The organism is Candidatus Tisiphia endosymbiont of Temnostethus pusillus (assembly GCF_964264675.1).
Taxonomy (GTDB): Bacteria; Pseudomonadota; Alphaproteobacteria; order Rickettsiales; family Rickettsiaceae; genus Tisiphia.
On sequence record NZ_OZ183472.1, the window covers coordinates 239,937 to 252,871 of the forward strand.

Annotated in this window: 13 protein-coding genes and 1 tRNA gene; 11 read left to right on the forward strand and 3 right to left on the reverse strand. The window is 34.2% G+C overall.

What is annotated here, in order from left to right:
• Positions 1-112: 112 nt before the first annotated feature.
• From rpmG to ACFEL2_RS01260, 6 genes are all read left to right on the forward strand, one after another.
• Positions 113-283, forward strand: coding sequence for a 50S ribosomal protein L33 (gene rpmG / locus ACFEL2_RS01235; protein ID WP_341747615.1), 171 nt, complete (start codon positions 113-115; stop codon positions 281-283).
• Between the two features lie 14 nt (positions 284-297).
• On the forward strand, positions 298-633 hold the full coding sequence (gene rpsP / locus ACFEL2_RS01240; protein ID WP_341751312.1) for a 30S ribosomal protein S16: 336 nt from the start codon (positions 298-300) through the stop codon (positions 631-633).
• A 202-nt stretch (positions 634-835) separates the two neighbouring features.
• Positions 836-910, forward strand: a tRNA-Thr gene (locus tag ACFEL2_RS01245).
• 23 nt (positions 911-933) lie between these two features.
• Positions 934-2,682, forward strand: coding sequence for an ABC transporter ATP-binding protein (locus ACFEL2_RS01250; protein ID WP_375332352.1), 1,749 nt, complete (start codon positions 934-936; stop codon positions 2,680-2,682).
• A gap of 247 nt (positions 2,683-2,929) precedes the next feature.
• Positions 2,930-3,088, forward strand: a complete 159-nt coding sequence (locus ACFEL2_RS01255; RefSeq protein WP_341747619.1) for a hypothetical protein — start codon at positions 2,930-2,932, stop codon at positions 3,086-3,088.
• A 477-nt stretch (positions 3,089-3,565) separates the two neighbouring features.
• Positions 3,566-5,305 (forward strand): DnaA N-terminal domain-containing protein, encoded by a 1,740-nt coding sequence (locus tag ACFEL2_RS01260; protein ID WP_375332046.1) that lies wholly within the window; start codon positions 3,566-3,568, stop codon positions 5,303-5,305.
• 278 nt (positions 5,306-5,583) lie between these two features.
• Here the strand turns inward: ACFEL2_RS01260 and ACFEL2_RS01265 are convergent, their stop codons facing one another.
• The 3 genes from ACFEL2_RS01265 to ACFEL2_RS01275 form a co-directional block, all read right to left on the reverse strand.
• Entirely contained in the window at positions 5,584-5,736 is a 153-nt protein-coding gene (locus ACFEL2_RS01265; protein WP_375332047.1) for a hypothetical protein, read from the reverse strand.
• A gap of 119 nt (positions 5,737-5,855) precedes the next feature.
• Entirely contained in the window at positions 5,856-6,626 is a 771-nt protein-coding gene (locus tag ACFEL2_RS01270; RefSeq protein WP_375332048.1) for a DUF1828 domain-containing protein, read from the reverse strand.
• Positions 6,623-7,069 (reverse strand): DUF6978 family protein, encoded by a 447-nt coding sequence (locus tag ACFEL2_RS01275; protein WP_342271906.1) that lies wholly within the window; start codon positions 7,067-7,069, stop codon positions 6,623-6,625. Before ACFEL2_RS01275 ends, ACFEL2_RS01270 begins: the two co-directional genes overlap by 4 nt.
• Positions 7,070-7,505: 436 nt before the next feature.
• Here ACFEL2_RS01275 and ACFEL2_RS01280 point away from each other — a divergent pair, with 436 nt between their 5' ends.
• The 5 genes from ACFEL2_RS01280 (at position 7,506) to ACFEL2_RS01300 (ending at position 12,921) form a co-directional block, all read left to right on the forward strand.
• On the forward strand, positions 7,506-8,042 hold the full coding sequence (locus ACFEL2_RS01280; protein ID WP_375332049.1) for a hypothetical protein: 537 nt from the start codon (positions 7,506-7,508) through the stop codon (positions 8,040-8,042).
• The gene (locus ACFEL2_RS01285; protein WP_375332050.1) at positions 8,008-9,450 is read left to right on the forward strand and encodes a hypothetical protein; all 1,443 of its coding nucleotides are present in this window, start codon (positions 8,008-8,010) and stop codon (positions 9,448-9,450) included. Before ACFEL2_RS01280 ends, ACFEL2_RS01285 begins: the two co-directional genes overlap by 35 nt.
• Before the next feature lie 76 nt (positions 9,451-9,526).
• Positions 9,527-11,053, forward strand: coding sequence for a hypothetical protein (locus ACFEL2_RS01290; protein WP_375332051.1), 1,527 nt, complete (start codon positions 9,527-9,529; stop codon positions 11,051-11,053).
• A complete protein-coding gene (locus ACFEL2_RS01295; RefSeq protein WP_375332052.1) occupies positions 11,046-12,626 on the forward strand; it encodes a portal protein in 1,581 nt (526 codons plus the stop codon). The genes ACFEL2_RS01290 and ACFEL2_RS01295 overlap by 8 nt, the downstream gene beginning before the upstream one ends.
• 7 nt (positions 12,627-12,633) lie before the next feature.
• The gene (locus tag ACFEL2_RS01300; protein WP_375332053.1) at positions 12,634-12,921 is read left to right on the forward strand and encodes a hypothetical protein; all 288 of its coding nucleotides are present in this window, start codon (positions 12,634-12,636) and stop codon (positions 12,919-12,921) included.
• Positions 12,922-12,935: the final 14 nt, after the last annotated feature.

A 12,935-nucleotide genomic window follows, 5' to 3' on the forward strand; every position in this document is an offset into this window, starting at 1 on the left:
TTAAGGACGATAAACAGTTGAACAACCGTTATTTTACTCTTGACTATTTTCCAGCTTACTTTATTATGACCAACAGTTTATTTTATAAATAATACAAAAAGGTCTGATAGTTGTGGCTAAAAAAAATAAGAATGTTTTGGTAAGACTTGTTAGTACAGCTGGTACAGGGTATTTTTTGGTAAAGAAACGCAACCCTAAAACTCAAACTGAGAAGTTATCATTTAAGAAATATGATCCTGTAGTCAGGAAGCATGTTCCTTTTAAAGAAGAAAAGATTAAATAGTGAAATAGAGGTATATGGCAACAAAAATTCGTTTGGCAAGAGGTGGAGCAAAGAAGCGTCCTCATTATAGAGTAGTTGTAGCTAATGCAACAGCTCCTAGGGATGGTGATTTTCTGGAGAAAGTAGGTACTTATGACCCAATGCTTGTCAGAGGTGATGTAAATCGTGTGGTTCTAAAATCTGATCGTATAGAATATTGGTTAAGTACGGGGGCTCAGCCTACAGATCGTGTTGCTAGGTTTATTGAGGAAGCCGGTATATTACTTCCGGCATCAATCAAAAAGAAAATGGAAGTTAAAATTAAGAATCGTAAAATAAAACCTCCTAAGAAAGAGTCAAAAAAAGCTTAAGGTGGATAAAAATATGTTCCCCGTGAGGGGGGATGTCATTCGAGCTGCGGCAGGAATCTAAAACACCCAAATCGATGTCATTTTCGTGTAGGCGGGAATCCATAATATCTAATAACCTTTGTAGGCTGTTTTTTGGATTTCAGCTTGTGCGAAGATGACAACAACCTTAATAGGTGCTTGACTTTAGAGCTTTTTCTTATTTGCCGGATTAGCTCAGTGGTAGAGCAACCGCCTTGTAAGCGGTAGGTCGTCAGTTCAAATCCGACATCCGGCACCAGCTATTTAATAATTATGTTTACAATACATAAGACAATTCCTTATAGATTTATTAGTTACTTAAAGCTCTATAAATTAGATCTAGCAATTGTTATGTTGGCCTTATTATGTGTGTCAATTTCGTTGCTAGCAATAGGTAGTAGTTTTAGACAGTTAATTGATAATGGTTTAAATACACATTATCTGCAGTCAATTGATCAATCGATATTATATATTACTATTTTAATAGTAATTTTTAGTATAGGTAGTTTTTTCCGTTCTTATTTCATTAATAATATTGCTGAAAAAATTGTGAGTACAATTAGGCAAGAAGCTTACAGTAATATAATTAATTTTGATATTGCTTGTTTTGAAGAGCTAAAAATTGGTGATATCATCTCCCGCCTGACTATAGATATAGAACTTATCTCCAAGTTGATTATCAATTTTCTCTCTTTCTTTGTTCGTAACTCAATAATGCTAATTGGTGGAATTATATTGATGTTCTTTCAGAGCCCTAAACTCGCTGTGATTGTCATTACCATTATACCATTATTATTGTTACCACTAATGAAATTTGGCAAATATGTAAGAAATTTATCAAAGAATGCTCTCAAGTCGCAAGCCAATATTGCAGCTAATTTAGAAGAAACTGTATCAAATATTTGCACGATACAAGCTTTTAATCAGCAGGCAAATAAAATAGCTGATTTCAATAGGAAAATTTCTGATTATTTAAAGTATACGGCAGATCGCTTAAAAATCCGTTCTATATTTTTCGCGATAGCTATTTCAGTTATACTATTCTCTATCACTATAGTTATATGGGTAGGTAGCAGAGATATAGTACATGGCGATTTATCATCAGGTCAGATGATATCATTTATTTATTACGCTATAATCGCCGGTATGAGCAGCGGGGGTATTTTTGAGCTTCTAAGTGAGGTACATTCATCTCTTATAGCTTCAGAAAGGGTTTTTGCTCTTATAGATTATTCTTCCAAAAATAATCAACACACCAATATCCAAATATGTGATTATCAAGATAATAAGACTTCTAGGATTATAGAGTTTGAAAATGTAAGCTTTATATATCCATCAAGATTAGATAGTTTAGTTATAGATGATCTGTCATTTAAAATAGATAGAGGTAAATTTATTGGTATAGTTGGCAGATCAGGTGCTGGTAAAAGTACCATGATGCAGTTAATGTTAAAATTTTATTTTCCTAAAAAAGGAATTATTAGAATTGCCAAGCAAGATATATCAGAGACTAATGACCAGCAGATAAGGCGTATGATTGCCTATGTCCCACAGGATTCAAGTATTTTCTCTGGTACGATTAGGTCAAATATCGTTTTTGCTAAACCAGATGCTAGTGAAGAAGAAATAATAAAAGCAGCTAATTATACCGGAATAATGGATTTTGTTCAAAATCTTCAAGAAGGACTAGATACCGAAATTGGTGAGAAGGGCATTAAATTATCTGGAGGACAGAAACAACGAATAGCTATTAGTAGGGCAATTCTATATAACCCAGAAATTTTACTTCTAGATGAAGCAATGAGTGCTTTAGATAGCGAGAGTGAACAAAAATTACTAGATAGATTACAAAAAATAATGAAAGACAAAACTATATTATCTATCGCTCATCGTATTTCAAGTATAGAGAAGGCTGACGAAATTTTGGTAATTGATCATGGACGGTTAATTGCAAGGGATACTCACGCTAAACTGCTTGAGAAATGTGAAATTTATAAAATAATTTGCACAGAACAGTCAATAAACTTGTAAAATGCATTTTAATCTATTATCGCTAGGCGTCAACCCGATTTAAGCCTGATTGTTTACATTCTCATTCCAGTTTTGGATTAATTTCATTAATCAGAAATTGAGGTTTAGAATAAATATGTTAACCAAAATGACACAGAGTTATTACATTAATAATATATTTTTATAATAAAGGGTAATTCTACCTATTTTGACTTGAATATTATACAGTTTAAGCTAGAATCACCAATACAAAAAAATGAGGTTTATTATGAAAAATTTATTAACTATTCTTCTAACTTTAGCTTTCTCTATTTCTGCTTTTGCTGCAGCGACTCCTGAGAAAAAAGATCCGCAGCAAGACGAAGTGAACGTGGATGAAAACAACATGAACAAGAAAGACCCGAAGAAAGAAGAAGTGAAAAAATAAATCCCTGTTTTCTAAAGCTGGTGTGGAGTTTTTCTATGCCAGCTTTTTTGTAATATGATTATTAATCGTATTACGCGAATTCGGGATAAGAATTTGTCAATTCTTATCCCAAATTCGGTGAAATTATCGAAACAATCAGATTTGAGACGGCTCTGCATCTGATTGTTAAATTAATATTTTGCTAAAAACATGATTTTAATCTTTTAAAATCATGTTTTTAGCTTTAGAAAGGTTTAAAATGCATTTGCAAAACCGCTTTAAGAATGCATTTTTCCTTATATTAAAGCCAATTCGGGATAAGAACAGGGGGTGTGTTTTAAAAATTCCCTTCCAACCCGTATATATATTATCGTTTCAGCAATCTTATGATTCTCTCAAAAAACTTCTATACTGTTTTTATAGTGTTTTTTTAGCAAAATTGCCCAAATTTGACTTACAAAATAGTCTATTTTTAACTCTATTACAAGGAGGAAAAATATGACGAAATCGTTAATTTTTTCCGACAACTTAATTGAAAATCAAGATATTATCTTTTATAACATAGTCGGTAATTTTGTCCCGCCTGAGTGGCGAAATCTTACAAATAATTGTGGTAAACAATTAAGTAAAACATCTCGTCAACTTTTATCGTTGATAGTTTCTTGCATGAAAACTGATAAATATAGAAATTCGGATGAATTACAAGAAGGCTATCATTTTTTCGAGAAAGAGCTAGAAGTTAGCCAAAGTAGGGTTAAACAATGTCTAACAGAATTACAGAAAAGTGGGTTTATTTATCATACTTTAATTACTACAATCAAATATAACATAAAATGCCGTAATATTTTATCTATCAAACTTCTTAAGAAATTTATAAATTTTCGTAAAGCTAATAATAATTCTTATTACTTTAATCACACAAATATCCAATCTAGCTATAAAAAAATTTATACTCAACCTAGAAAAAATTCTAACTCAACTGAGAAAAAATTAAAAAAAAACGCATCTATATATAATATATCTATAATATCTAGATATGGAAAAAATCAAGAAAATTGTGGACAAGTCTGTGGACAAACTGTGTCAGAGCCTGAATCAGCTGAGGAACAAAAGGTTAATTTACCGCTTGAGGTAGCCGTAAAAAGAGGTGAACAAAGTTTGTCAGAAGTTGAGTCAACTACGGAGCAAAGCTTTGATTCATCGCCGGAGATAACGGTAAGCTCAGCAAATGAAACGTTACCCTGCAATTCTTCTGATACAGCTCCAACTGATGACGAGTCAGATTACGATTCAGATTCTGATTCAACAGATGGGTATTCAGGAGGTAGCGGGTCTGAGCAAGAAGCTAGTGGGAAATTGCCTAGGGTAAAACGGTGGGTCAGTGATATTGCCAAACATACTAAAGGCTGGTATTCACCTAGGAAGCTAGAGATGTTTTACCCATTGACCGAAGAAGATGCTATTTGGTTAAGAAAGACAACAGGTCGTAACTACGAATTGAGTTACATCAACAAGCTGTTGATTAAACATAGCGTAGATTCTCCTAACAATCGCTTTGCCTGCAAGCAAGCAGTAATGAATTACATGAAGATAACTTTGATTCATGAAAGGCGTCCACCAGCTAAAGCAAATAACCCAAATTTTAACTTCGATCTGAACAATGCTACTAGGGCAAGAAAGGCTTATTTGCAAAAGGTAAAAGATAGTAAGGGCGTTAAACCACTGAATCAGTTGAAACGTAAGATTGTTGAAGCTTTTGAGGAGCATCAGTCTAGCACTGCTTATCAATTGCTGAAGAGGTGCAGTTTTTTTGGAGTATGTGACGATGAATACAAGATTGATCTAGCGGATATCTCTTTGTCAGAAACTGACAAATGCACATTGCTCAAGACAGTGCAAGAAGTATATGGCAAAGATGTTCAGCAATTGCGTATTACCAACAAAAGAGAGGTATCGGATTATGATTTAGAGCTAAGTGGACTAAATCCAGAGTCAGTGTGGTACAAAGTAAGGAAATATTTGTTAAAATTATACGGTGAACACTTGGACAAAGCTTGGTTTAGCAAGTTAGAAGCAATTGAAGAAGATACGACTTGCAATAAGCTTATTCTCAAACCAGCTACTGCCTTTATTGGGGATTGGATTAAGAATAAGTACAGCAAAGATTTGGAATATGCTTGCAGTAAACTGAATTATACTTTTGAGTTTATGAAAGTCGATAGAATGGCTGGGCTGTAAGCTATGGCAAATAGCATTTAAAGCTATTTTAAATATGTTTATAGAAGGATTTTAATTTTTAGCTAAAAGTGGTATATTAAAAACAAATAGTACTATTGTACGAGTCTGTATTTGTGAAATTTTAAGGTATTATTTCAATAATAAACAAAAATTTGAATTGGTAGTTAAGTTGATGAAACTAATTGTATTAGTTGAGAAAAAAATGATTACGATAAGGTTAATAATAATCAAGAATTATTTAATTAGGGTTGAAAACACTATAAAAACACTACAGAAGGTTATTTGAATTTAGAGAAGATGAGAGTAATGCACCTTGTGGGTACATCACTATCTTCATATGAAGAAGATGGGGTTACACTAAATTTACCATCTATAGCTATTTTGCCAAGATTTTTAGCAAATTTTGTTACTTTTTTTACATTTTTTGGCAAAAATTGTTCATGGAATCACCCGGGGGGTGTCCGCGTCACAAAATGGGGTATAGGGGGGCGTTTGCAAAAATTTTTTTTAAGGTAATTAATCAGTTAGTATTAAAATCTCATTTTTAATACTAAGCAGTTAATTCACTCTTAAAATTATCTCGTTCACTCCATGGTATAGGGATAATTTGGTAATTTTTTAAAGCATCTTGAAAATTTTCTGGTATAGGCTTCTCATTGTCATTTATAAAAGTATATGCTTTTGCGTCAGATGAACGTACTTCTCTCGTATCAAACCAATCTCCCATAATACTAGTTGCTTTATTTTTATTTGGAGTATTTACTGTCTGAATCATACGCTCAGGGGCATATTTTGATTTTGGAATAAGAAAATCAAAATGTCTAAGGTAACCGGATTGACCTAAAAATGCAACTCTTTCAGAATATCGGATATCACAAGCATCTAGCCACATTTGTACATCTTCATAAAATAACGAAACAATGTTAGGTCTTGCTAAGTAAAACATATCGTTAACGGCAAGAATTGCTTGAATGAGATTATGCTTGGCTAAAGCAAAATTTTGTTGATTGGTTTTAACAAACATTTCATTATTATTTTTATGTACACCAAAACCATTAAGAGTCATCTCTAAAAATTTCTGTCGTCTATCAGAATCCAGCAAACATCCTGATTGTTCTAAATCATCAATAGTCCAACTATCATCAGTCAGGATATAACTATTCCCCTCTTGTTTTAGATAAATTTGTATGTAGTCATTATGGCGGTCAAGATAAGGGGTAGTTATCTCAAGCCAATCTTTTAATTGTTTCCATGCTGTTTTATCTCTTAACCATTTATAGTAATTTTCTAAAAGAAGTTCTATATTTAAGCTTGGAGTCATGAGAATAATCCTTTTGTAAAATTTGGAACTTCAATAATTTCACAATACCCCATAAAATCATGTAAAGTTTGCCAAAAATCATCTATATCTCGAAAAATATTATTTGGGATAGCAAATGCCCATTTATCACCATATCCTTCTCTATATAAGTGCAAATGTGGTATACCTACTTCTTCACCATCAGGATTTCTATGACTACTCCCTAAATCTAAGCGTGCCAATACTATGACTTCTCTAGAACGATTTTGATATTTTTGTCTTTTAAGGTCTAGTCTTCCTCTACTAATATCCAGTATAAAATTTTCTCTTTTATCAAGAGATATCAAAGGTACTGCTATTTTACCGCCAAGATCCGGAAGATTCCAAATATTATTATCCATTTTAATTTTTTTCATTTTAAACAGAAAATCAGCTTCATCTTGTGTAATGTTAATCTGTGTCATTTAAAAATCTAATTATTTTTATAAAGAAATTAGTTGCTAATATTTATTCTACCCGAGTTGCCAATTAATTTATAAGAGCAGAGCTAGGTTTTATGAACGTTTAAGGTTAATTTGTAACATTAAAACACTCAATAAAAACTATATTTTTTAGAAATATGTTTGTATTGAAAATGTTTTAGTATCGAGCCTCACATGGAATTAGCTTTAAATATAGCTTTTGCCAATATAATTAATTGGCAACTCGGGTTATTCTAAAAACAATATATAAAAAATTCAGCAAGAATAATATATAAAATAGAAAATAATTAATTAATAAGCACTAATAAGTAGAAAATAATAATGCAAGATATCTAACCTATTTTAATTAATAGACTGGAAAAAATACTGAAAAAGAGCTATAATAAGGCTAATAGCAAAGAAATTTCAAAGAACAGAAATGACTACAAATTATAGCTTATTTGAAAAATATTTAGCAAAGATATCATCTAGTACTATTAACAAGTTTGGTTCAATCAATAATATCTCTAGTTTTCTGTTGCATCTTTGTGAGTGTGGCAACATTGTTACTACTATTAGCAAGGTTGATTGTATCTCGCCTCTTATGTTACATCGGATCATTCACAAGGATAAATACCTAAAAAAATGCGTCAATTTAGCTTTAGCTATTGCAGTAGATAGAGCAGAAGGAGTGTTATATGATAGGGCTATTAATGGTTATGAGGAAGTGACTTATAACAAGGATAATCAGGCAATTGCTACTAAGAAAAAATATTGTTCTAAGTCGTTGCTGGAATATCTTAAAGCTAATTCGCCAAAATATCAAACGAGGAAGCATGATGCTGGTGACCATAGGAAAAATAGTGATGAAGCTGAACAAGCAGCAAAAGCCCAAGAAATGTCAAAAATGATAGATGTAGCTAATTTTGAAATAGAATCGTATGAAGCAGAATATGCACTTGCCAAAGGACAGTAAGAGCAAGGGGATAAAGACTACTGGTACAACTAAAGCCAGCAAAGAGGTTGCTAGCTCTGCTTCTAAAAGTCTTAAATTTCCGGTAGATTGGTCACCCTACCCATTTCAGCTACCTTTGTGGAGATATTTATACTCAGGTGGTAAGAAAGCTATAGCCATTTGGCATAGAAGAGCTGGCAAGGATATTATGGGTATTAATTGGATCACTGCTAGTGCCATTCGAGAAGTAGGCATTTACTGGTATGTCTATCCTACCTATAATCAAGCTAAAATGAGCATATGGGATGGTATGACATTATCAGGGCGTCCTTATATGTCGTTTATTCCTAAAGGGATTATTGCTCGTAGTCAGCAATATAAGCAACGGATATTATTTAAAAATGGCTCAGTGATTCAGTTTGTTGGTAGTGACCGTTATGCTACTATCAGGGGTAGCGGTATTAAGGGAGCAGTTATCTCGGAATATTCTTACCATGATCCACGAGCTATGAGCTGCGTTATAGAGCCGATGGTAATTCGTAATAATGGATGGCTGCTTTATTTGTATACTCCTTCCGATAATCCAAAATTGACACATGGTGAAGAATTATACCGGAAACACCAAGATAATCCTGAAGTATTTTGCCAAATAAAAACTATTGAAGATACTACTGATCATGAGGGGCAGCCATTAGTTGATAAAGACAAGTTGACTTCAGTCGACATGAGTAACGAAGAGATTCAAAGAGAGTTTTATTGTGACTTTGCTGCTTATCGTTACAAGAGAGCTGACCAAGGTGGTACTTTTGTTGAACAATTACGGCTTGCTGAAAGTCAAGGACGTATTGGCTATGTGCCATTTGATGCAAGCTATCAGGTTCATACTTACTGGGATATAGGGATTGTTGATTATACGGTGATTTGGTTTGTTCAAGAAAAAAAAGATTCTATCGATATTATTGACTTTTATATGAACAGGGGTAAGGATTTAGAGTTTTACTTGAATCATTTAAGGACTAGACCGTATCAATATGGACGTAACGTATTGCCCCATGATATGAGCCGAAGACAAATGCCAACTTTGGATACTAGGCTACAACAAGCTAATGAGGTAGCAGAGAAAGTAGGCTTCTCACCTTTTGCTATTGGTAGGAAATATTTACGGGAAGAGATGATAACTAAAGCAAGAAATTTGCTAGGCACGTGCCGAATAGATGCTGAGAAATGTCAGCGTGGCATTAACGGACTTTACGAGTTTGATGCTACAAAAAGAGGAGTACACTCTAGTTCATCTAGAGCAACTGATATCACCGAAAGCTTTTGTTATATGGCGATGGATGTAAAAACTGGTAATGAGCAACAACAATCGCAATATAATATATTACAATATCGTAAAGTAATGAATGATTACAATGCGTTGGAAAGATGATGGAGCAGAAGAAGCAAGAATTGATGATGCAATAATAGATAATGGTAATTAATAAATAATTAAGGCAAAGTAATATATGTGGCCAATATTAGGTTTACTAGGACTTAGTGCTTTAGCAGTTGGTGCATCTAGGAACAGGTACATTACTGGAGCTGATACATCAAGACAGAAGCACCTCTATAATGAGTCACGAGATCGTTATAGTAGTTATGCGAGTGAAGCACAAAATACTATCAATAATTTGTCGCAGCAATTGCAACAAGCTCAGCAGGACTTACACTCTCTAGAGGAGCAACAGTATCAAGCTAGCATGAGAAGCTATGATATGCAACACCAACTAGATTATCATACTCGACAATATGAGAGTGGCTTAAGAAATATAGAATCACAAAGAGCTAGTTTGGTCACATCAGCTGATCAGCTAAAACAAGCTTTTGCAGCATTTACACAAAAAGCTCCTGCTCTTGATGCAAAGATAAGCGAGGTAGAGCAATTACCGGGTCAGTTCCAAAACCTGTATGATCAAGTAGTCCAGCGAAAAGAAAGCTTGAAAGGTTTAACCGAAGAGGAAGCCGGTAGCCATATTAATAAATATAAGCAAGATGTTGAATTGTTAAAAAATCAACGTAGTGAAACAGAAAGCAAAATACGCCATTCGATGGATAGCATCACCAAAGAGCATCAACAGCTAACAAGGGAGAAAGCTAATCTTGAACATCAGCTTACTAACTATCAATCACAGCAAAATCGATTGTCGCAGGATACTAGTAACTTTGATAATGCTAGACAACAATTGCTCAGCATGATTGAACAATGCAAACAAGAACAGAATAGACAAGAGCAAATCACTGCTAACTATACAAGGCAGCGGTCGCATGCTGAAGGGTTGCAAAACCAGTTAAGAAGTTATGGGGAAGCTGCTCAAAGCCAGTTAGATGCTTATAGCAGGGATTTAGACTGGCGAGCTGGTAAGTATCAAAAATCTGCAAGAGATACTGGGCTAGCACAAGGATTGGGGCTAACAGCTTTAACTTTTGGACTTGGGGCAGGCTTAGGAGCGATTGGTGTTAAGGGTTCAATACTTGCTGGGATAGGTTCGGGAATCAAAATGTTATCACCGCTTGTTGGTATTGGTCATTATATGAACAAATCCGATATTAGTCGTAAACTTGCTGGTTTTGACAGAATTAATCTTAACAACAATGATCCGAGTATAGGTGCTGATTTGTCACGAATAGCAAGATACGGTCCATCAGGATTAGAAAAAAGAGCCATACCTGAGCTTGGTGGTCTAAAACAAGCTTTGGAACATTTTGGCATGAGGTCAGTGCCACGATTAAAAGATTTGCCGCCATTACACGAATCTCTTGGCAAGATCGTGTCGCTTAAGGATATTGAGGGGTTAACCCTTGGTTTGCCTAGTATGACGGCAGCTAGTGGTAAAAAGTATAACTATGAGGTGTTATATGACAATGAGTTTATTAAGAAACTCAAGAAAGTGTCAAAGAAGTTGGGCGAGCCTTATTTAAACACAAACTCAACCATAAATCCAAACGCAACACGTAGTAATTACAACACAAATATGGTGACATCTTATGGCTGATAATGATTTAAACAAAAAAATTGAATATTTTGATAATCTCAAGAGCAAGCGGGAGAAATGGCATCATATATGGGATGAGTTGAAGAAATATGTTTGTCCGCAAACTGAAAGCAATAAGGTAATATTTGATTCAACTTCCATTTGGTCAAGGGAGCAATTAGCATCAGGTTTACAAAGCTTGCTGGTAAACCCAGCAATGAACTGGTTTAATCTTACTATAGTCGCTGAAAATGATGAGCAACAGCAATATTTAACCACAGCTGAACGCAACATGTTAGCCCAAATGCTAGAAAAAACCCTAATGGATATATTTAATAATCCGGCTTCTAATTTTTATAGTCAGATTCATCAATTTTTTTTGAATTTATCAGCTTTTGGTACTGCGATATTCTATGTTGAAGAAGATTTAGAATTAGCACAAACTCTGTTCTTTCGTAATATTAATTTACAGGAATGTTATTTTGAAGAGAATAAGTTTGGTTTTGTTAATACAATGTACCGACTATTTAGCATGCCAATTAAAACCGCGTCAGCTAAATGGTCAGATTTTGCCCCTTTCAAGGAGAGGTTAGCCCGGAATCCTGATGAAATAGTAGAAATATTGCACATAGTTAGCCCGCAAGCTCAAAATCAGAAAAGTAGAGGTAGAAAATCAACGGCAGCCAGTCCTTCAACATCTAGCTCATCAACATTAGATTATAGCTCAGAATATATCTACCTAGCTGAGCAAAAAATTATTAGTCAGTCAGGTTATTCTTATTTCCCATTCTTTGTAACGCGATGGGTAAAAGAAGAAGGTGAAGTATATGGCTATGCTCCTGCTCATCATGTGCTACCTGATATTAAATTACTCAATAGTTTAAGACAAATTACCCTAAAAGTAGCCCAAAAACAACTAGACCCACCATTATTAGTGCCAAAAGATGGATATTACTTACCGCTATATACTACGCCGGGCAGTGTTAATTTTTACCGTAATGGTATGGCAGATAAAATAATGCCCCTAACTGGTATGGAGAATATCCTACCGACTGAAATCGAGCAGAATCAATGCCGCGATGCTATATTTAAGGCATTCTATGTTGATATTTTTAGAATGCAGAAAGAAAACAAAGAAATGACTGCCACTGAGGTACAAATTAGAACAGAAGAACAATACCGTTTAATGTCCCCGATGGTTGGAAGAATTGAGAGCGAGTTGTTAAATCCGTTAATCATGGCAATATATCAAACATTGATTAAATATAACAGAGTACCAATCTTAGAGGGAGCAAATAGCCCGCCTGAGATAAAGCTTGAATATGTGTCACCATTATCAAGGGTACAGAAAACATCAGCAATAGCCAGCGTTGAACAGGTATTAGGTTTTTTCCAACGAAGTGGTATAAGTAACTTTTTTCCTGAGATTTATGATAATATTAACTGGGACGAGTGTTTTAAACTATTTTTTGAGCTGCGAGAAGCCCCAAGTTCAATCCTCAAGAGTGAGCAAGAAGTATTACAAATTAGACAACAACGTAAAATGATGCAAATGCAACAGTTACAACAGCAGCAACAACAGATACAAGGGTAAGGAGTACATGAAACTATCAATTAACTCCTCATCCCCATCAAATTTACTAACAAAAGAGCAATTAAAATCAATTTATTGCAAGCTTTTTAGTGGAGAAGATGGTAAGATAATATTAGAGGATTTAGCTCAAATGAGTGGCATATATCGCAGCAATTTTGTTCGGCAAGAAAGTGAGTACACTGCCTTTTTGGAAGGACATCGGGCGTTGTTCCTATATATATGCTCGCAGGTTTCAGAAGATGATGGAGTTAATAATATCGATGGTGCTAAAAATACTAATGAATTAGATAAGTAATAACGATATTTAGT